Below are 21,028 nucleotides of genomic sequence, written 5' to 3' on the forward strand. Positions count from 1 at the left end.
CTTGCCACACGTTCTGACCACGATCGCCGAAGCCAAGCAGGTGCTCCGGGAGATCGCGAAAAGCGACACCATCGCACTCGTCCCCACGATGGGTGCCCTCCACGACGGGCACCTCTCGCTCGTCGACATCGCCAAGCGCAGCGCCACCAAGACCGTCGTCTCCGTCTTCGTGAACCCCATGCAGTTCGCCCCGGGCGAAGACTTCGAACGCTACCCGCGCACCTTCGACGACGACGTCGCCAAGCTCGACGAAGCCGGCGTCGACTACGTCTTCGCGCCGGCCGTCGACGACATGTACCCAGAAGGTGTCAAGCAGACGCGCGTCGTCGGCGGATACGCGGCCGGCCTCCTCGAAGCAGCGCACCGCCTCGCGCACTTCGACGGCGTCCTCACCGTCGTCACGAAGCTCTTCAACATCGTCCGCCCGAACGTCGCCGTCTTCGGAGAGAAAGACGCGCAGCAGCTGTTCCTCGTGCGCCGCCTCGTGCGCGACCTCAACCTCGACATCGATGTCGTCGGCGCGCCCATCATCCGCGAAGACGACGGCCTCGCCCTGTCCAGCCGCAACCGCTACCTCTCCACCGAAGAACGTGCCGCCGCCCTCAGCCTCGTCCGAGCCCTCACCGCCGCCGCATCCAACGGCGACCGAGGGATCCGGGAGATGATCTCCCAAGCCCAAGGCGCCCTCATGGACGAGAAGCTCGTCAAGATGGACTACGTGTCCATCGTCGACCCGGATACCTTCGCGCTTGTCAACGAGGCCTACACGGGCAAAGCACTCGTGCTCGTCGCGGCCAGAGTCGGCACGACCCGCCTCATCGACAACATGAGCGCGTACGTTGGCGAGTACCGCTAGACAGGCACGACCCGCGCATCACATCCGCACGTCCGACGCCCATCCAGCGCGTCGCTAGGCTAGAGATCCGCCGACCCAAGGGGAACACACACATGAGCTTTCGCATCCTGACGGTCTGCACCGGCAACATCTGCCGTTCACCGCTCGCAGAGCAGCTGCTTCGCGACGGCCTCAAGGACCTCCCGGGCGTCACCGTCGAAAGCGCCGGCACCGGGGCCCTCGTCGGCAGCGGCATGCCGCAGCAGGCCCTCGCCCTCGCGGCCCAGTACGGGGTGACGGATGCGGAAGCGCACATCTCGAGGCAGCTCACGGAAGACATCGCCCGCGGCGCAGGCCTCGTCCTCGCGCTCTCCCGCGACCACCGGCAGCGCATCGTCGAGCTCGCCCCCTCCGTCGTACGACGCACCTTCACCCTGCGCGAGTTCGCCCACATCGCCAGCCAGGTCACCGCCGAGGACCTTGAGGAGACCTACGAGGCGCCAGGCGCCAGTTCAGGCTCACGCCGCTCGCGCCGCGAAGCGCTCGACAACGCCAGCGACGGGGCCGCCGCCGGCGCTTCCGACCAGGACATCGTCGCCGCAGCCCTCGCCGCCGCAGTCGGCGCGGCCGCACCGCTGCGCGGCGTCATCGCCCCGCTCGAGAACGCCAGCGACTACGACGTCGTCGACCCGTTCCGCCGCTCCGACGAGACCTACCAGCGCTCCGGACGCGAGCTCGTCCCCGCCGCCGAGACCATCGTCGCCTACCTCGAAGGCGTCGTCGACTGGGCCAGGGCACGCGCCTCGTAACCACACCGAGGCTCGCCGGTTCGCGCGACGGCTCGAAGTGCACCAAACTGGGGGAGTGCGTTTCCGAGCGCCGTTCGTCGCGCCCGGGACACGCATCCACACCCAGACGCACGAACCGCAAGGAGCCCGAATGGCCGACGCGCCCACCCAAGACGCACTCTCCGAGGCGGAAGCCTCCGAGCAGAAGCAGGTGCGTCTCGACAAGCGCGCGCGGATGCTCGAATCAGGCATCGCCCCCTACCCGCTGACGCTCCCCATCACGCACACCATCGCCGAGGTGCGTGCCGCTCACGCCGAGCTCGAAGACGGCGCCTCGACGGGCCAGCGAGCCGCAGTCGCGGGACGCATCGTGCACCTCCGCAACACGGGCAAGCTGTGCTTCGCGAGCATCCAGTCGGGCGACGGCTCGCGCATCCAGATCATGCTGTCGCTCGCGGTCGTCGGCGAGGAGCAGCTGGACCTGTGGAAGGAGTACGTCGACCTCGGCGACCACATCTTCGCGGCCGGTGAGATCATCTCCTCGCGACGCGGCGAGCTGAGCATCATGGCCGACGAATGGAAGATGGCGTCGAAGGCCGTCCGCCCGCTCCCCAACCTGCACAGTGAGCTCAGCGAGGAGACGCGCGTTCGCCAGCGCTACCTCGACCTCATCCAGCGCCCAGTTGCCCGGGATGTTGTCGTCGCGCGCGCGAAGACCAACGCGTCGCTGCGCCAGACGTTCGCGAACCACGAGTTCCTCGAGGTCGAGACGCCCATGCTGCAGACCATGCACGGTGGTGCCGCGGCCCGCCCGTTCGTGACGCACTCGAACGCCTTCGACACGGAGCTGTTCCTCCGCATCGCGCCCGAGCTGTACCTGAAGCGCGCCGTCGTCGGCGGCCTCGACCGTGTCTTCGAGATCAACCGCAACTTCCGCAACGAGGGTGCCGACTCGACGCACAGCCCCGAGTTCGCGATGCTCGAGGCCTACCAGGCGTACGGCGACTACAACTCTATCGCCGACCTCACGCAGGAGCTCGTGCAGAACGCCGCCCTCGCCGTCTCCGGTTCGCACGTCGTCACGTGGACGGACGGCACCGAGTTCGACCTGGGCGGAGACTGGGACCGCGTGTCCATGTACCCGTCGCTCTCCGAAGCCGCCGGCGTCGAGATCACGCCATCCACGTCGCTCTCGGAGCTCCTCGCCCTCGCCGAGAAGGTGGAAGTCGAGGTCAGCCATCCCACGCACGGCAAGCTCGTCGAAGAGCTGTGGGAGCACTTCGTGAAGGACCACCTCACGCGCCCGACCTTCGTCATGGACTTCCCTGTCGAGACGTCGCCGCTCACCGCATCCCACCGCTCCATCCCCGGCGTGGTCGAGAAGTGGGACCTGTACGTGCGCGGTTTCGAGCTGGCCACGGGCTATTCCGAGCTCATCGACCCTGTCGAGCAGCGCGCCCGCTTCGTCGAGCAGGCCGCCCTCGGCGCGAAGGGCGACGTGGAGGCGATGCGCGTCGACGAGGAGTTCCTCACGGCCCTCGAGCACGCCATGCCCCCGTCCGGCGGCATGGGCATGGGCATCGACCGCCTCCTCATGGCGATCACGGGCCTCGGCATCCGCGAGACGGTGCTGTTCCCGCTCGTGAAATAGCGCGCCGTCACCTGCCGGAAGCCGCCGCCCGCTCGGGCGGCGGCTTGCTGCGTCCTGCGCTTCCCTCTCGAGCTCATCTCGCGAGCTCCTCTCGCGAGTTGCCTCAAAAGGTCTCCATCGCGACCTAGCTCTCGCGAGTTGCCTGAAAGGGTGGTTGCGGGGCGCCAGCAACACCCCTTTGGGGCCGTTCGTGGTGGGTCGAGAGCTGCACGGATGCTCCGATCTTTCCGCGACGGCAGCGAGGGAACGAGGAGGCGGAGCCGGCCCACTCCGGTGCCGCAGCGGCTGTGGATGGGCGTTGTGCACAGCTGAACTCAGGCCAGCGCGCACGAGCTCCGGCGGAGCCATACCGTGCCGAGATGAGGACGAGCAAACCCCTGCCAGAGCCATTCGAAGGCGTACCGTTTCGGACGGCCGATGCCCTGGCTCACGGGATCCGTCGAGGAAGGCTCCGCGCCGCTGCAAAGGTTCGAGTCCACCACGGTGTGCGGGCGCAGCGAGCGCCGCGCGACGCGCGCGAACTCGACCTCGCGTATGCCCGCTGCATGCCGCCCGACTCCGCTTTGGCCGGCATATCTGCACTCCGATACTGGGGTCTCCCGCTTGCTCGTCGCCTCGAGGACCAGATGCTGACGCACGTCTGTCGGCCGGACTTCCAGCGGGCCCCGCGCGGCAAGCGCATCAGGGGAAGCGTTATCGCGAGCGATCTTTTCGACGTGAGAAGCCCGCACGGCTTCGACGTCGTCTCACCGCCGATCGGCTGGGCGCAGGCGGCGACCTTGATCGACGAGCGGGAGCTCCTCGTCGTCGCGGATGCCATGCTCACCTCGTTCGACCGCTACCCGGGGCGCCGCTTCGGCGGGCCGCTTGCCTCCGGCGCGGAGTTGAAGGACATGGCCGAGCGGTGGGTGGGGCGGCGCGGGGCGAAGGCGCTCAGGAGATCGGCGGAACGTGCGCGCGCCGGCTCGGAGTCGCCTGGCGAGTCCCGAACGAGGTTCGTCATGCTCGAGGCGGGGTTTCCCGAACCGGTCCCGAAACACTGGGTGCAACTCGAGGAGGACAGACGAGCACGGACTGATCTCGCGTATCCGGAGCTCAGGATCGCGATCGAGTACCAGGGGGAGTACCACTTCAGCCCCGAGCAGGTCATCGACGATATGGAGCGCATCCGTGAGTTGCGATTGAGGGGGTGGATCGTGATCCTCGTGACCCGGCGTGACATCCGAAACCCGGTGGCGTTCCTCGCAGAACTGCGCGCAGCGCTTGCGTCTCGAGGCGCTTGAAAGCCGGTGCGCAGGTGCCATGCGGTGCGTGCGCTCTCGAGCTGCCTCGAATGGGCGCCACCAGTCCGTCGCGGCGACCTCCTGGCGCGACTCGCGACTCGCGACTCGCGAGGACGAGGGCGAGAGGGATGGGCGCCGGAGATGCCCCCGCTAGCAGGTGGTGCTCGTGATGATGTAGCCACCGCCGTAGAAGGACCCGGAGGGCTGGTGGTAGCCCCACACGTTGAGGTCGATGGCGTTGGAGATGCCGGTGACTGCGGCGGGGAGTGTTGCTCCGCCGCTGTCGAGGTTGCCGCCCCACGCGTAGACGCGGCGGTCGGAACCGAGCGCGAGGTAGGTGCCGTCGGATGCGAACACCTTGACGGCCTGCACTCCGCTCGCGAGGGCGCGGGCGGCCGTGGTGTAGGCGATGCCGCTGGCGCTGGCGGCGAAGAACTGCGTCACGGCGCCCGTCGCGTTGATGTACGAGCCGCCCGAGTAGTTGCTGACGGACCAGGTGCTGAACGCGGAGACGCCCGTCGCGCGCTGCGTCCAGTTGGCGCCACCGGTGGAGCTGCTGAATGCGCCTCCGGAGCTGTACAGGCCGCCGTCGTTGGTGAGTGCGAACACTGCCGAGGGGCCGGCTTCGATGGAGCGGATGGATGCGGGGAAGCCAGCGCGCGGGGTCAGCGTGTGTGCCGCGGTGCTCCACGTCTGCACGGAGCCGTTGGCCATGAGGACCGCTCCGCCGAAGGTGTACGCGGTCTCGCGGACCGCGTAGCTACTGAACTGTGTGGCGCCTGCGGTGCCGGCGATGAGCGTCGCGGCCGCCGTCGCGCCCGTGTTCGCCCACCAGTAGAGGCCGGTCGATGTGAGGACGTACGAGTATCCATCGTTGGACTGCGCGTCGATGACGTTCCCGGAGATGCCTGTGACTGGCGTCGTGGTGAGGGGGCCGGCACCGGTCCCGTTCCGGTACCACTGGTAGACGGCAGCTCCCGTTGCGCCGGCGGCGACGCCACCGGCACCTGCGTTGGCGGTCTGCACGGAGGTCCAGCTGTCGACGAACCTGACGCCACTCACGTTCGTGCCGCCCACGGCGAGGATCGAGTGGGCGGGGGCCTGTGTGCCCGAGTTGTTCCCCCAGATCTGCACGGACCCGCCTGGGCTCACGATGACGGCTGCATTCGAACCGGTGGATACCGTGCCGGTCGCAGCCTGGTCGCCGGAGATGGCACCAAGGGTGGCGGTCGTGATCCCCGTCATCGCGACGGTCGAGAACGTGGGGGCGGTGGTCGCGGGTCCGACGCTGCGGCGCAGTTCGGTGACGGTGCCCGGCGAGGGGTTGACGTCGCCGAAGACCTGCGCCGGAGACACTTGGGCGTTCACGGTTCCGGTGATCGCGTAGGAGCCGGCTGGGCCCGTGACGGTGAAGGCGGGGACGTTGACGACGCCGTCGGCGACGGTTGTGACGTTGGCGGTGGTGCCACCGGCGGTGAAGGTGAGTCCGGCGGGCAGCTGGAGAGCGACCGGCGTTCCGACGGGGGCAGCGGCGCCCCGAAGCGTCACGCGGAAGCGTGCGGTGCCCGCAGACGTCGCCACGCAGCGGGTGGCGGCGAAGTCACTGAGGGGTGCGATGCGGAACTCTCGTGGAGATGCCGCTGCGCTCGGCGCGGCCGCAGCGACTGCGATGACGGGCGCTGACCACGCCGCGCCCCGGATGATGGTGCGTCGATTGATGCGGCGGTCTTGAGGCGTGGCGGAGGTCATGCGCGAGTTCTGCTCCAGATCGGGGGATGCGGCGGGGGAGCCTCAAGGCGAGCCGCTGGGGCACTCAAAAGGCACAAACGGCTCAATCATAGTCACAAGACCGACTCTTCGGTCGGCGGGTTTCGATCCGAATGGTTTGTCACTTCCCGGAAGGCGAAAATCCGCACAAAACCAACATTTCGGCGACGTGAACCTCTCCAGATAGTGCCCGCCCGACACCAACGGGCCGTCGACATGCTCTCCTGTGAGCGCGGCGGAAGTCAGCCGCGATTCCCTGATGCAAGGAGAACATATGGCTGCGAACGCCGAGGGACCTGAAGGTACACAGTCGAGCTCGACCGGAGACGCCCTCAACCGGCGGCGCGTGCTCACGGGAGCGGTCTGGTCGGTCCCCGTCATGGCAACCGCAATGGCCGCTCCGGCATACGCTGCGAGCCCCGGCTGCGTCGGCACCTTCTCGTTCTCCCCGACGACGCTCGTCGGCGGTGTCCCCAGGTTCGTCGCGAACACCGCGTACACGTCGCCGCTGACGATCACGAAGACCGGCGGTTCCGCCACGTCGACCATCAGGGTCACGCTCACGGGAACCGGCTTCAGCTTCGAAGGCGGCGGCACGACACGGGATATCGTCCTGGTCGGCGGATCTGCGACGGTGCAGATCGTAGCCACAGCGGGAACAGGAACGGGCAATCTGGCCGTACAGGGGCTTGCACAGACCCAGGCCTGCCCGGTCACGAACCTGCCACTCGGCCGCCGCACGCTCACGTACGAATCCAACTTCGGCCTCGGGTTCTACCCGAACACGGTGAACGGTCTGGTCGGCCGATCCCAGTACGACACGGCGAATGGCGACAAGTTCCACCGCATCCTCGGCACCGTCGCCGGTGATGTCGTCAGCAACATCGTCGTCGAGACCGGGATCACGACCGGTTGGCCGACCACCGCCTTCACTCCGGTGGCCGGAAGCAATCCGAGCTGGACCACGCCGGTCGCGACGGGTGCTACCTTCCAGGCTGTCGCGGGTGGAGTCTCTCGCACGTTCCGCGTGTATCGGTTCACCTACACCGGAACCGTCGTCGCGACCGGCGCGACGACGAACATCCCGATCGGCTTCTACTTCCGTCAGCTGGGTATCACGTATGTCGCCAATCAGTTCTCCCGAACCACGCGCTACGCGACAGTGAACGGGACCCCGGTTACGCTGACACGAGCAGTGGCCGAGATCATCAACACCAACACGGTCACCCCGCCCAGCCCGTAGGCGGCGGCGGTGCAACGGCGCGGCGCTCGGGGTCCAATGATCTCGGGCGCCGCGCTGTGCCACATCCTGCCCCGCTTACGAGATCTCCGGTTCGCGGGCCAGGACTGCAGCTCGCGTCAGCTCTCAGAACTCGCGTGCTCCTCCCCGTCGACGCGGTACTCGACTTCGGCGACGATCTTTCGCAACGCGTAGATCGTGACTGATCGGCGTTGCGCGGGCGGGTCCCACCCGGTGTGGTGCTCGAACTCGAGCTGCTGCAGGTCTTCGAGGGCGGTGGATGCGGCGCTGAGTCGCGGAGAGAGGTCGTCGTCGGGGTCCTCCCACGCGCGGATGAGCTGCGCGATCTGCTCGCCCGCCGCGGCGAGTGCTCGACTCGACTCCGCTTCAGCCTCGCTCCAGGACTTCTCGAGGAACGGCTCCTGGAGTTCGGCAATGTGTCGGACGATGCGGCTGAGGCTGTCGAGCTGGCCTTGGGCCGAGTTGCTGTCGAACTTCGACCGGAGGCGCCGCGCGTTGCCTCGCAGGTTGTCCTGCACTTCGCCCACGAGGGACTTGGCGTCGGTGAGCTGGGTGTCGAGGCGACGGAGTGAGGCGCGCCAGTCATCGAGTGCGTCCTGGGGAAGCTCCTCACCGGGGAGCTCGGTGGCACGTTTGATGGCGTCAGCAGCCGCGGTCTTGACCGTGCCGAGGGCCGTGAGCGCCTGCTTCGTCCCGGTCGTCGGCGGTATCAGCAGGTTCAGGCCGACGCCGATGGCGGCTCCTACGGCCATCTGCACGACATAGCCGATGGAGAATCCGTCCGGGTTCGCGCCGCCGACGACGAACACGAACAGAGCCGCGATCGGGATGTAGTCGCGTCCCGCCCCGAAGGCGGGGATGCCGGCCAGCAGCGTTCCGACGCCGACGGCGACGGGAACGGCGAGCGCCACGGGAGTGCCCAGGGTGACGAGCGCACCGGATGCGAGGACACCAAGGAGCACCCCCACCACGACCTGCACGCTCGACCGCACTGATCCGGCGACGGTGGGCACGCTTGCGACGAGCGCGCCGAGCGGTGCGTAGTAGGCGTACGCATTGGCCTCTCCAGGGACGAGGTGACCGGCGTACCAGGCGAGCGTCGCAGCGGCTGCCGTCTTTGCGACGTGCAGGAGCCGAGATGGGGTGACGGCGGGGAGGAGGGCGCGGACGATTCTGTGCATCCCTCTCAGCATGATGGTTCGCGCTCATCCCGCGCTGGGACTTGACAGCCCACGGTTGGTCCCGACGTCGGCGTCACAGCCACCGCTGCAGGGCGGCACGCATCTGGCGGACGGACGTGAATCCGCTCCGGTCCGCGATGACGGCAGCTGGCGCTGCTCCAGCTTGCTCGAGCGCCTCGCGCGCGGCGCGAACCCGTGCGCGTTCGATAGCTTTTCGCGGCGTGGTCCCAAGCTCCGCGAAGATGCGGTGGAGATGCGTCTGCGAGACGGCGAGCTGGCTGGCCAGCAGCTGCACGGAGAAGACTGGGTCGCCAGAGTGGAGCCCGATGAGCCGCGTCGCTTCTCGCTGCAGCTGCGCGGCCTGTGAGCTCGCGGCGGTGAGCTCATTCGCGTGGACCTCGGCGAGGAGCGTCAGAATCAGCTCCTCAAGCACGTTCCGGATCCTCGCCGAGCCACCGCCGACCGTGTCGGGCGGCGCGGCGATGAGCGTGTTCAGCGTCGCGACCGCCAGCTGCCAGAAGGGCTCGGGCACGTCGAACGGCCGCTCGCGCGCGAAGCGGAACTCCTCAGCGCCCAGCCGCCTCGAGAGGAGGCGCCCCTCGACGCGGGCCGAGGGTCCGGTCGACGACGCGGTGACTGGCGAACTGGACTCGAGGACCGCGAACTGATGCTCGTCCAGGATGAACGGGCCGTTCCCGGCGTCGAACGTCACCGTGCCCTCGACGGATACGAGGACGCAGTGCGTGCCCGGCGCATCTGCCGGCGCGTGTAAGGTACCGGGCGACGACCAGACGCGCGCGGCCGACCAGGTGTCGTGCCGCACGCTATCTGCGAAGACGTTGGGGTAGGTGCCCTCAGTGGGGGACCAGTTCGAATCTGAGATTGGGATGCTCCGAGGACGAGCTGAACGGGGTGGGGTGGTCCGACGGTAACCAGTGAACCGCGGGCGGACAAGCCCTCGACTGGTTCAGCCGGTCAGCAGACCGTGCCTTCGATGACGTAGCCGCCGCCGTAGTAGCTGCCGGCGGTGGGGTGGTAGCCCCACACGTTGAGGTCGATGACGTTGTCGCTCGGGACCAGCTTCGGGTTGCCGCGTGTGCCGTTGTCGAGGTTGCCGCCCCACGCGTAGACGCTGCCGTCGGAGGCGAGCGCGAGGTAGGTGCCGTCGGACGCGAAGACCTTCGTGATGGCCTTGCCCGCTGCGTCGCCGGTCTTCGCCTCCGCCTTGAACGCGTAGTTGACGCTGACTCCGGGGATCTGCGTGGACGCGTGGAACTGCATCATCGTTCCGGTCGACGTGATGTAGAGGCCGCCGACGTAGTTGCGGATGGCCCACGAGGCGAAGGCCGCGACGTTTCGTGCGCGTCGTGTCCACGCGGTGCCGCCCGACGAGAAGCCGAACGCGGCCCCGCTTGTCCAGAGGTCACCGTTCGCTGTGCGCACGATGATGGCGCCCGAGTTCGCCTCGACCTGGGCGATGCCGGTGGGCGCGCCGGCCACGGTCGTGAGGGTGTGTCCGTTGGTCCACTGTCGGATCGTGCCGTTCGCGAAGAGGACCGCGCCGCCGTGCACGAAGCTGCTCTCGCGCACCCCGAACGTGCTGATCGCCGTTGCGCCCGCGGTGCCCGAGATGAGGGTGGCGTTGGCGGTCGTGCCGCTTGTCGCGTTGCTCCAGTAGTGCAGGCCGGCCGAGGTGAGCACGTAGCTGAAGCCGTCATTCGACTCGGCGGCGATGACGGTGCCGATGATGCCGGCGACCTTGGCGACGACGGGGGCGCCTGTGCCGGTTCCGGTGCGGTACCACTGGTAGACCTCAGCCCCGGTGGCACCGGTCGCGACGCCGCCTGTGGAGTTGTTGCCGTCCTGCAGCGAGGTCCACGCGTCGACGAACGTCATGTTCGCCACGTTCGCGCCGCCGTACTGCAGCGTGCCCGGTGCGGTCTGCGGTGAGCCGACGTTGCGGCCCCAGTAGCGGACGAGGCCGCCAGCGACCAGCACTGCGGCGTTCGACCCTGCGCTGCTGCCGGCCTGGTCGCCGGAGATCGAGCCGACCGTGGCGGTCGTGAGACCGGGAACAGTCGACCAGTTGATCTGGGGTGCATTGCTGCTGGAGGTGCCCACGTCGCGCGTGATCTGCACGACCTGGCCGGGGGACGCGGTGATCGACCCGTAGGCGTAGGCGACGACGCCCTGGTAGGTGGCCGTGATCGTGTAGGCGCCCGCGGTGCCGGTGGCTCGGAAGGCGGGGACCTGGGCGACTCCGCTGGCGCCGATCGCGACGGTCGCGGTGCGTCCTCCGGTCGTGAACTCCAGCCCCGTGGGGAGCTGGATGGCGACGGTCCCCGTGGCCGGGGCCGGCTTGTCCCCAACGGTGGCCTCGAAGCGGACCTGCCCGGCGTCGACGGTGCCGCATCGGGTGGCGCCGAACCCGGTGAGTCCGACGATGAGCGGTTCGATGGAGGCTGCGGCGAGCGGTGCGCTGGCGACCGCGGCGAGCACGGGTGTGGTCCAGGCTGCGGTCGCGATGACCGTCCGGCGCGAGAGGCGGCTTCTAGGGTCGGATACTGCGTGGGTCACTGGGGCTCCTGGGCTGGATCGTGTCCAAGGTTGATGCGCGCGACGGCGGCGTCCGTGCGCCTTGATGCCCAGGCAGATGACTTCTGGAGGCGAGGACGGACGTGATGGCCGTGCGGATGTGGGTGCCGTGCGAGAGGGCACCTACCACTTGGTTGGGTACGGCTCCAGATTGCCAGAAGTGAACGACGTTCACAATTTCTTGGAGGACTAAATCAGTGGCCTATGCGGGAAGGGGGCCAACGACGAAGGCGGGGCGGATGCATCCGCATCCGCCCCGCCTTCGGTCCTGATTCGGCCGAGATCAGCGCTCGGTCTGCGTGCTCGCGTTCGTGTCTGCGTCCGACGTGGACGAGCCGACGACCGGCATCTGGTTCGTCTGCGGCCCGGCGACGGGCACGTTCATGACGTTCGTCTTCCGCAGCCACGGGAACATGCTCGCGGGCTTGCGCTCGACGGGCTCGTCGACCTCGAGACCATAGAAGTCGCCGATGTGATCGAGCAGCGCCGCCCGCTGCGCTCGCTCGTAGGCTCGCTTCTCCCTGCCGAAAGCGACCGCCGTCGCCCAGCACGTGAGCAGCAGGATGATCGAGAACGGCAGCGCGATGCTGATCGCCGCCGTCTGCAGCGCGTTGAGTCCGCCCGCGAGGAGCAGCGCGGTGGCCAGCACCGAGGTGATGACAGCGAAGAAGGCGCGCACCCAGTTCTTGGGTTCGGCCTGTCCACCGGTCGCCAGCATGCCCATGACAAGGGCGCCGGAGTCGGCGGACGTGATGAAGAAGATGGCGATGAGGATGATCGCGCCGATCGTGAGGATCGCGCCGCCAGGAAGCTCGGCGAGCATCTGGAAGAGGGCGCTCTCGACGTCCACGGAACCGTCAGACTGCACGAAGTCGGTGATGCCGTTCAGCTGCATGTACAGCGCCGTGCCGCCGAGCACCGAGAACCAGAGGAACGTCACGAGTGTGGGCACGAGCATGACGCCGGTCACGAACTGGCGAACCGTGCGGCCACGCGAGATGCGGGCGATGAAGACGCCGACGAAGGGCGCCCACGACATCCACCAGCCCCAGTAGAAGGTGGTCCACGCCGACTGCCAGTCGACGCCGTCCTCGCCGGAGAACGCGCTGGTCGAGAATGTGAGGCTGACGAAGTTCTGCAGGTAGTTCCCGAGCGACTGCACGAAGTCGCGCAGCAGGAACTGTGTCGGCCCGACGATGAGAATGAAGACGAGCAGTGCGCCCGCGAGGATGAGGTTCGTGTTCGAGAGCCACTTCATGCCCTTGCCGACGCCCGAGATCACCGAGAACAGCACGAATGCGGTGATGACGGCGATGATGGCGATGGATGAGGTGGTGGAGGACTCGAGGATCCCTGCCGCTTCGAGTCCCGAGCCGATCTGCAGGACACCGAGCCCGAGCGACGTCGCGACGCCGAAGATCGTGCCGACGAGCGCGATGACGTCGATGAGGTTGCCCCAACCGCCGCGGACGCGGCGGCCGAGGAGCGGCTCGAGGGCCCAGCGGACGCTCACCGGGCGGCCCCGGCGGTGGATCGCGTAGGCGAGCGCCAACCCGAGCACGATGTAGATCGACCACGCGTGCACGCCCCAGTGCAGGTAGGTCTGGGAGAGGGCCTGCTGCGCGAGCTGGCTGTCGGTGCCCGTGACCCCAGGCTTCGGATCGATGAAGTGGCTGAGCGGTTCGCTCACGCCGTAGAAGACGAGTCCGATGCCCATGCCGGCGGCGAACAGCAGGGAGAGCCAGCTGAGGTTCGAGAACTCAGGCTTGTCGTCGTCCTTGCCGAGCTTGATGTCGCCGTACTTGCCGAAGCCCATCCACAGGCTGAAGATCACGAAGAAGGCCGCGATGAGCACGTAGTACCAGTTGAAGTTGCGCACGATCGACGACTGCACCGCACCGAAGGCCGTGTCCGCGGCTGTCGGAGCGAGGATCGCGAACCCGGCGAAGCCCAGGACGATGATCGCTGCGGGCCAGAAGACCCATCGTTTGATCGTGGGCGGCGCCTTCTTCTCCGGCGTGTCGGGAGCGGCTGCTGAGCTGGGGGAGCTGGAAGTCACTGCGTCAATGGTACGCGAGCTGCGAGAAATCGCTAGTTGGCCTAGGTAACCCCGACGGCTGGGTGTGGCTCAGTCGCTGCGAACCAGCTCGTGAACGCCCGAGATGATCTCGTCCGGGCGGAACGGGTACCGCTCGATCTCGCGCTGATCGCTGATGCCCGTCAGCACGAGCACGGTGTGCAGGCCGGCCTCCATGCCCGCGACGATGTCGGTGTCCATCCGGTCGCCGATCATGGCCGTGTTGTGCGAGTGGGCACCGATCTTGTTGAGCGCCGAGCGGAACATCATCGGGTTCGGCTTGCCGACCACGTAGGGCTCGCGGCCCGTGGCCTTCGTGATGAGCGCCGCGATCGCACCCGTCGCTGGCAACGGGCCGTCCGCGCTCGGACCGGTCGCGTCCGGGTTCGTGACGATGAAGCGCGCGCCGTTGCCGATGAGGCGGATCGCCTTCGTGATGGCATCGAACGAGTAGTTGCGCGTCTCGCCGACGACCACGAAGTCCGGGTCGGTCTCGGTCATGATGTAGCCGGCCTCGTGCAGGGCGGTGAGGAGGCCTGCCTCGCCGATCACGAACGCCGAGCCACCGGGCAGCTGCTGCTTCAGGAAGTCCGCCGTCGCGAGCGCCGAGGTCCAGAGTCGATCCTCCGGCACGTTGATGCCACCAGCGCGCAGTCGGGCTGCGAGGTCTCGCGCCGTGAAGATGGAGTTGTTCGTGAGCACCAGGTACGGGGTGTCGTCGCGCTGCCACTGCGCGAGCAGCTCCACGGCGCCGGGCAGCGCCGCCTGCTCGTGCACGAGCACGCCATCCATGTCAGTGAGCCAGCATTCGACGTTCGAGCGATCGACCATGCCCTCAGCCTAGGTGGACCCACCGACAGAAGGGCGGTCGATCCCAGACTCGCCGGGGCGGAGAGGGGATCGCGTAGACTCTCTCCATCATGGACTTCTTCCTCAACGCACTCTGGTCGATCATCCCGACGGTGATCATCGGGGCCGCGTTCTTCTGGATCCTGACGTCGATCCTCTCCGGCGATCGCCGCGAGCGTGCCATGGCCGACAAGATCGAGCGCGAAGAACGCGCCCGCCTCGGCCTTCCGCAGCTCGACGCGAACAGCTAGCACCCCTTCTTCCTCTCCATCCTGACCTCCTCGCTGACGAGGGGGTCAGTTCTCGTCGTCTGGACCCGACCCATGTCATTCCTGCTCAACTGGGCGTCGCCCAAGCCGCTCGGCACGCCGTTCCGGTTCCTGCTGTCTTCCTCGCTGTTCTCGAACCTCGCCGACGGCATCCTCATCGCGGCGGGGCCGCTGCTTGTCGCGAGCCTCACCCGTGACCCGCTGCTCGTCTCGCTCGCGCTCGTCGTCCAGCAGCTCCCGTGGCTCGTGTTCGGTCTCTTCGCCGGTGTCGTCGCCGACCGTCTTCCTCGCGTCGCGATCATCGTCGCGGGGGCTCTGAGCAGAGTCCTGATGCTGGCGATCATCGGCGCGCTTGTGCTGACCGACACCATCAACCTGCCGGTCCTCTACGTCGCCCTGTTCCTCGTCGGCTCGGCCGAGGTGTTCACCGACAACGCGTGGACCTCGATCGTGCCGGACCTCGTGCCCTCGAAGGAGCTCGGCATCGGGAACTCGCGACTCATCGCGAGCCAGACCGTCATGAACCAGCTGGCCGGACCCGCGATCGGCGGGGCGCTGTTCGCCGCGGCGCACGCGATCCCGTACGGCGTGACGGTCGTGGCACTGCTCTTCGCCGTGGTCCTGGTCTCGCGCATCACGTCGCCACCGGTCTCGACGGCGACGACGGGGCCGATCGAGACGGTGCGCTCGGTCGCACGCGTGCGCCGCGACATCGCCAAGGGCTTCGCCTGGCTGTGGCAGAACCCGCCGGTGCGCACGCTCGCGATCATCCTCTTCGCCTTCAACATCACCTACGGAATGACGTACGGGGTGCTCGTGCTCTACGCGAAGCAGCGCCTGGGGCTCGACGACGCCGGATACGGCCTCCTGCTCGCCGTCTCGGCGCTAGGTGGGCTGGTGGGCACGGCGTTCTATGCCCGCCTCGAGCGTCGGTTCTCCTACACGAGCCTCATGCGCGCCTGCCTCGCGCTCGAGACCGTGCTCCATCTTGTGCTCGCGGCGACAGCAAACGTCATCGTCGCTGGCGCGACCATGTTCGTCTTCGGCATGTACACGGTCATCTGGGCAACGCTCGCGAGCACGATCCGGGGCCGTGCCGTGCCGAGCCGGATGCGCGGCCGGGTGTCGAGCGTCTACTTCCTCGGCATGATCGGCGGGATGGCGATCGGGACGTTCGTGGGCGGGCTCATCGGCCAGGGGTTCGGCATCGTCGCGACGATCTGGGTCGCGTTCGGGGTCAGCATCCTCATCCTGGCGCTCGTCTGGAGGTCACTGGTCAACGTGGGTCGAGCGGGTGCTCTGAGGGAGCACCCAGATAGCTCCGGGGAGCGCGGCGTAACCTGATCGGCATCGTGCTGGATCGAGGACGCGGAGGAGGGTGCTGACGATGCCGCGTTCTCTCCTGCCTGCCCTAATCGCGGCCGTCATGATGACGATGCTCGCCGGATGCGCGTCCGGGCCCTTCCCGGCCGTCCAGTCGGCCCTCGACTCCTTCAATCAGACCCTGCGATCACTTCCGGGCGTCGAGGCGTCGAGCCTTGACCGGCCGCCCGTCGACGGAGCGGTGAAGATCGACCTCGTCGTCACGCTGACCGACGACGTGACGGACGACGAGCTCGCCGATATCGGTGACTTCGCGTCGACGTTCCCGACCGTCCAGCTCGGGCAGGGTCAGTATCCGGGCGCGGTCGAGCTCCGCCTCGCGGGCTCGGCCTACTCGTACTTCGACCTGCCGACCCCGGAAGCGCTCCACGCGCAGCTCGCCTACTGGCGCCAGCTCGTCGCGGTGGGGTTCGAGTCGATCTCGACCCGCACCTACTCAGCGCCCGTGACGGCCGGGATGTTCGAGGCCACCGACAACACCGCGGGTGACCCTTCCGCAGACCGGGCCTCGCAGCAGGGTGAGTTCGCTCAGGACGAGGCGCCTCTCACGAACTCGCCGGTGGTCTCCGCGCCGGAAGCGACCCCGACGGCCTCGGGCGCGCCCGCGCTCACCTCGGCGGCTCGCGGTCGTCTTGTCGTCGTCGAGCTCTCGAGCGACGAGCGCGACGACGACGCGCGCACCGCGCAGCTGCTCGACGCCGCCCGCTCGCTCGACGATCCCGGTGCCGCGACGGGGGAGTGGGACCTCATGGGCCTCGCCCCGTTCACGACGGGCCAGTTCGTCCAGTCGGCGCTGCCCACCGCTGATCAGATCGCCTTCGTTCGGGAGACGAGAGCCGTGTTCGACGAGTCGGACCAGCTCGCGAGCGTGCACGTGAGAGTGGACGATTCCTCGGCGGGCAGCACCCAGGTGAACGTCACCGCTTTCGACGACACCATGGAGGGCGTCAAGTCCGCCGACGCGGCGAAGACGTTCCGCGAGACCGCCGAGTGGCCTGAGCTCATGCAGCTGGTTCCCGAGTTGCAGCAGACCAACCGCGACTTCAGTGTCAACTTCGTGGGCAACAACCTCACCGGGTTCGGCGTCTTCGAGCTCAAGTTCGGGGTGCGGGACTGCGGCTTCTGGTCGGGCTCGCAATGGCCTGACCTCTCACGCGACCTCGAGATGGCTTGGGCCGCCAGCCTTAAGGGCGCGAATGCTCCGACCGCCGCGGCGCAGGTCTGCGCGGCGCAGCGCTGACCAGCTTCACGCACCCGTCCCGGCATTAACCGGGCTGTACGAGTTGCGCATAGCTCCCGCAGGGGAAAATCCCGGCAAATGCTCAAATGTCCGGATCTCGTCAAACTCGCTTTCTCGGGCTAGAGTCATGACCATCCATTTGGTAGGTGAATACTCATGAAGTTTGGGCTGGGGTGAACGGGATGCACGCAACGAGGCGTGAGCTGCTGATCAGGGAGCGGCTCCTGTGCGCGCTTGACGACGACTCAGCTCGCATCACACTCCTGCAGGCGCCGAGCGGGTACGGCAAGACCACGCTCCTGCGCATGTGGGTCGATGCGGGCCGAGCTACCGGGCGTCTGCTCTGGGTCACCTTCGGCGCATCCACGACGACACGCAACAGCGTCTGGGAGCAGATCGCACGCGCCGCGCTCCGAGAGGGGTTCGTCACCAGCCTCCAGTTGGACGACCTCCTCACGCTCATCAACTCCGACGACTTCGAGAAGCGAGACCTCATCGCCGCGATGCGCGGCGAGGGGGCGTTCACGATCATCCTGGACGGCTACGAGCGCCTCGGGGACCTCGCACGCGTCATCGACGAGGACCTGCTGCGCGGCACCGAGCACGTACCTGGCATGCGCGCCATCGTCGCGGCCCGCGGGCGAACGGCACTGGACCAGCAGCGGCTGCAGCTGCAGGGTCGTGTCCAGGTCATCACCAACGTCGACCTCGAATTCACCGAGGCGGAGGTCGACGAGTTCTTCAAGCTCGTCGTCGGCGAGAGCCGCTATGCGGCTCCCCGCGACGTGTACGAGGCGACTGGCGGCTACGCGATCGCCGTTCGCGCAGCAGTCCTCGAGCTTTCGCGGTCGGGCCCCCGCGCCGCCCACTGGCGAGAGAATGCTCTCAACTCGACCAATCTCTCGGGGCAGCTGCCCAGCGAAGAGCTCGCGAACTTCGCCCGCATCACCAGCGTCGTCCCGTACTTCGACACGTCGCTGGCGCGCATGCTCGTCCCGCACACCGACCCTGACGCGGCCATCCGAGTGCTCGAAGCCGACGGGTTCGGGAGGCATATCGCGTTCACGCGCACGAGTCGTGCGTTCCAGTACGTGACCGCGCTGCGCGAGGCGCTCCACGAGGAGCTGCGCACCGAATCGCCGGCCGAATACAAGCGGGCGGCCTCCATCGCCTCCGCTTGGCTGGGAGGGAACGGTGACCCGGAAGGGGCGCTCGACCTCGCCCTCGAGGTGGGGGACTACGAGCTCGCCTCGCGTATCTGCGCGCGCCTCCTGCTCTCGGTCGTCGAGGCGTATACGACCGACCGCTACGAGTCGCGCCTGCGGCACCTCCCGCAGGAGGTCCTCGTCGCATACCCGATCCTCGCGTTCGTGCTCGGCCTCGCGCGTCTCGCCAACCCCGTCCTGCGCAGCGGGGCGAAGCCTTTGCTGCAGATCGCCGCCGGGATGCGCATCCCGAACGGCCTGTCTCCGGAACGGCGGTCCGAGTACCTCTGCTTCAAGGTCTTCGCGTCGCGGACGCTCGGCCGCTACCAGGAGTCAGCGGAGCTCGCGCGGCAAGTGCTCGACCTCGTTGCCGCGCAGGGGGCAGCAGGCTCGTCGACGACGCTCTCTCCGGTCTTCACGCGGGGTGCTGCGCTCTCTCTCTTCCTCGTCGGAGATGTCAAAGGGGCGCACGCGGCTGTCGCGAGCACGTTCGTCGTTCCGCAGTCGCAGAGCTCACGCAACCTGTCGTTCTCGGACGCGGCCGGCTACAAGGCCATCGACGGTGACATGCCCGCGGCGCGGGCGATGCTCGCGCAGATCGATGACGGGGCCTGGGCAGCCACCAGCGAGCGAGGGCATCTCGGCACGTTCGGGCACATCGCGCGCGCGTACGGACACCTCGAGGACCGGGAGTGGGCACTGGCTCGGGCCACTCTCGAAGACATCGAGCGCCACACCGTCACCTCCGACCTGTGGCCGCACCTGCAGGAGCCCATCATGCTCGCGCGGCTTGCGCAGGGCGAGGCACTCGCTGAAGCGAGACGCGTCGAGGAGATGCTCGACGGTCCACTCGCCACCCCGGGGAGCGCCGAGAGCCTCGGGATCTTCAGAGTGAAGGCGTTCCTGGTGGTGCTGTGGCTTGCAGCCGGGCGCCCCGCGAGGGCTCGCAAGCTGCTCGACGGGTACGCGGCGGACGACTTCCGCACCCTCCCCGCGAGGGCGCTGCTCGCCCTCGTCGATGGAGACGCCGACCAATCGATGCGGCTCGTGTCGCGGTCGCTCGACTTCGTGAAGACTCCGAGGATGCGCATGTCGGTGCACGCGCTCGGCGCCGCCGCGTCGCTTCGTGCGGGGGATCGGGAGGTCGCCCTCAGCATGGTCGGCCTCGCCTCCAGCCTCGGGCGCGAGTACGGACTGGTCTCGCCGTTGCTGTTGCTGCCGGACAGCGATCGAGAGGCGCTCGCAACGCTGAGCCGCGAGTCGGGTGGCGCGGACGATGTCGCGATGTTCGACGCACTCGACGTCGCGACCACCATTCAGGAAGTGAGTGCGATGCCGCAGTTCACGGAGCGTGAGCGAGTCGTGGTTCACGCGTTGGCCCGGCACGCGTCGCCGGCCCGGATCGCGGAGGAGCTGTTCGTCTCGCCCAACACCGTGAAGACGCAATTGCGCTCGGCCTACAAGAAGCTCGGCGTGCATTCCCGGCCGGAGGCCCTCCGTCGTGCGGAGTCGCTTGGGCTCCTCCGCGACCGAAGTGACGACTAGGCCGTCTCGATCTTCGCGCGCAAGCCACCTCGGGGTGAACCCCGGGGTGGTTTCTTCGTTGCTGACAAGGTCAATGGTCAGTCGTTTATTTGTATCTACAAATTAGGGTGAAGTCCGGGGTGACTTCGTACCTGAGGGTCCCGTGCTCGGGGTGCTATTGATCCGCCTGGCACGTCCGATGGGACCTGTCAGCGCAGGACGCGCCACTCCGGCGCGGATGCACTTACCCCGATGCGCCGAAGAGGTTCCCCTTTGTCTGAAACCCCCAGCTCCCAAGCCGTTCCCGCCGCATCCAACGCTGCTGGCACATCCACCCGCCGCTCCGTGCTGCGCGCCGCCGCGTGGACCACCCCCGTCATCGCGCTGACGACCGCCGCTCCCGCATTCGCCGCTTCGATGTCCAAGCGCGGACTCCAAGGTTGGGTCGAAGTGCAGTGGTCCGACGGGCGCATCACGCTCGACGGTCGCGGCTCACGACCTGATCGCGGACTCTGGATCACCGACACCAAGGTCGGCGACCAGATCACGAACGTCTCGATCATCTTCTACCTGCGAGACACAGACGCGGTCGCTTGGGCCGTGCGTCCAGGCGACAGCGGCGCGTGGACCCTCCCGGTCGACCAGGGCATCAGCACGCCATCGGACATCGGCGTGCCAGTGCGCGGCTTCAAGATCACCTACCAGCTGCCGATCACCGCCACGAACACAATCACCGAGCTCAACAACAACCTCGTCTTCCGGACCACGAGCAATGCCGTCTCGGGCTCCGCTGTCTGGGCACGGCGGTCTGTCAATGTCAACGGCACTGACATCACGTTCCTTCGTGGCCCCGTCTCGCCGAACGGCAGCTCACGATCGCGGTCAGCAGCGCCGGAGGACACCGACCTCGTCCAGGGTGCGTCCGCGCTCTGACGCGAACAAGCTGACAGAGACGAAGGCGCCGCCGCACGGTCCGACCGGACCCGCGGCGGCGCTTCCGTGTGCCGTGGGTATGCATCCGCACGCCCAGGGCGAACAGGGGAGGGTTTCGGGGGTGGTCGCCGTTACTCTCGGTGTACACGGCCCCCGACCCTGTAGCCAGGTGTCGAGGTCAGGGAGT

At 67.8% G+C, this 21,028-nt stretch carries 16 protein-coding genes; 10 read left to right on the top strand and 6 right to left on the bottom strand.

Features of this window, described 5'->3' with window-relative positions; translation table 11 throughout:
• Window position 1 precedes the first annotated feature (1 nt).
• From panC to HDC34_RS05370, 4 genes are all read left to right on the top strand, one after another.
• A complete protein-coding gene (gene panC, locus HDC34_RS05355) occupies window positions 2–856 on the top strand; it encodes a pantoate--beta-alanine ligase (protein WP_179556156.1) in 855 nt (284 codons plus the stop codon).
• 92 nt (window positions 857–948) lie between these two features.
• Window positions 949–1,644: a low molecular weight phosphatase family protein gene (locus HDC34_RS05360; protein ID WP_179556157.1), complete on the top strand. Its 696-nt coding sequence runs from the start codon at window positions 949–951 to the stop codon at window positions 1,642–1,644.
• A gap of 130 nt (window positions 1,645–1,774) precedes the next feature.
• Window positions 1,775–3,274 carry a lysine--tRNA ligase gene (gene lysS / locus HDC34_RS05365; RefSeq protein WP_179556158.1) on the top strand — a complete coding sequence of 500 codons (1,500 nt, stop codon included), beginning with the start codon at window positions 1,775–1,777 and terminating at the stop codon, window positions 3,272–3,274.
• A 716-nt stretch (window positions 3,275–3,990) separates the two neighbouring features.
• Complete coding sequence (locus HDC34_RS05370; RefSeq protein WP_179556159.1) at window positions 3,991–4,557, top strand: endonuclease domain-containing protein; 567 nt, start codon at window positions 3,991–3,993, stop codon at window positions 4,555–4,557.
• 150 nt (window positions 4,558–4,707) lie between these two features.
• On the opposite strand, the gene HDC34_RS05375 is transcribed toward HDC34_RS05370, so the two are convergent.
• A complete protein-coding gene (locus HDC34_RS05375; RefSeq protein ID WP_179556160.1) occupies window positions 4,708–6,306 on the bottom strand; it encodes a hypothetical protein in 1,599 nt (532 codons plus the stop codon).
• Between the two features lie 292 nt (window positions 6,307–6,598).
• Here HDC34_RS05375 and HDC34_RS05380 point away from each other — a divergent pair, with 292 nt between their 5' ends.
• On the top strand, window positions 6,599–7,567 hold the full coding sequence (locus HDC34_RS05380) for a hypothetical protein (RefSeq protein ID WP_179556161.1): 969 nt from the start codon (window positions 6,599–6,601) through the stop codon (window positions 7,565–7,567).
• 116 nt (window positions 7,568–7,683) lie between these two features.
• Here HDC34_RS05380 and HDC34_RS05385 read toward each other — a convergent pair whose 3' ends face one another.
• From HDC34_RS05385 to HDC34_RS05405, 5 genes are all read right to left on the bottom strand, one after another.
• Window positions 7,684–8,766 carry a hypothetical protein gene (locus tag HDC34_RS05385; protein ID WP_179556162.1) on the bottom strand — a complete coding sequence of 361 codons (1,083 nt, stop codon included), beginning with the start codon at window positions 8,764–8,766 and terminating at the stop codon, window positions 7,684–7,686.
• Window positions 8,767–8,839: 73 nt separating this feature from the next.
• Window positions 8,840–9,589, bottom strand: coding sequence for a helix-turn-helix domain-containing protein (locus tag HDC34_RS18025; protein ID WP_218854900.1), 750 nt, complete (start codon window positions 9,587–9,589; stop codon window positions 8,840–8,842).
• A gap of 152 nt (window positions 9,590–9,741) precedes the next feature.
• Complete coding sequence (locus tag HDC34_RS05395) at window positions 9,742–11,343, bottom strand: hypothetical protein (RefSeq protein ID WP_179556163.1); 1,602 nt, start codon at window positions 11,341–11,343, stop codon at window positions 9,742–9,744.
• Between the two features lie 301 nt (window positions 11,344–11,644).
• The gene (locus HDC34_RS05400; protein ID WP_179556164.1) at window positions 11,645–13,420 is read right to left on the bottom strand and encodes a BCCT family transporter; all 1,776 of its coding nucleotides are present in this window, start codon (window positions 13,418–13,420) and stop codon (window positions 11,645–11,647) included.
• A gap of 69 nt (window positions 13,421–13,489) precedes the next feature.
• Window positions 13,490–14,269: an HAD-IIA family hydrolase gene (locus HDC34_RS05405; protein ID WP_179556165.1), complete on the bottom strand. Its 780-nt coding sequence runs from the start codon at window positions 14,267–14,269 to the stop codon at window positions 13,490–13,492.
• 89 nt (window positions 14,270–14,358) lie between these two features.
• Here HDC34_RS05405 and HDC34_RS05410 point away from each other — a divergent pair, with 89 nt between their 5' ends.
• The 5 genes from HDC34_RS05410 to HDC34_RS05430 all read left to right on the top strand — a co-directional run bounded on the left by HDC34_RS05410 (window position 14,359) and on the right by HDC34_RS05430 (window position 20,841).
• Entirely contained in the window at window positions 14,359–14,538 is a 180-nt protein-coding gene (locus HDC34_RS05410) for a hypothetical protein (protein WP_104251852.1), read from the top strand.
• 72 nt (window positions 14,539–14,610) lie between these two features.
• The gene (locus HDC34_RS05415) at window positions 14,611–15,900 is read left to right on the top strand and encodes an MFS transporter (protein ID WP_104311015.1); all 1,290 of its coding nucleotides are present in this window, start codon (window positions 14,611–14,613) and stop codon (window positions 15,898–15,900) included.
• Between the two features lie 43 nt (window positions 15,901–15,943).
• Window positions 15,944–17,179, top strand: coding sequence for a hypothetical protein (locus HDC34_RS05420; RefSeq protein WP_179556166.1), 1,236 nt, complete (start codon window positions 15,944–15,946; stop codon window positions 17,177–17,179).
• 182 nt (window positions 17,180–17,361) lie between these two features.
• The gene (locus tag HDC34_RS05425) at window positions 17,362–19,929 is read left to right on the top strand and encodes a LuxR C-terminal-related transcriptional regulator (RefSeq protein ID WP_179556167.1); all 2,568 of its coding nucleotides are present in this window, start codon (window positions 17,362–17,364) and stop codon (window positions 19,927–19,929) included.
• A gap of 252 nt (window positions 19,930–20,181) precedes the next feature.
• A complete protein-coding gene (locus tag HDC34_RS05430) occupies window positions 20,182–20,841 on the top strand; it encodes a hypothetical protein (protein ID WP_179556168.1) in 660 nt (219 codons plus the stop codon).
• The last annotated feature ends 187 nt before the right edge of the window (window positions 20,842–21,028 follow it).

Source organism: Pseudoclavibacter sp. JAI123 (assembly GCF_013409665.1).
Classification (GTDB): domain Bacteria; phylum Actinomycetota; class Actinomycetes; order Actinomycetales; family Microbacteriaceae; genus Pseudoclavibacter.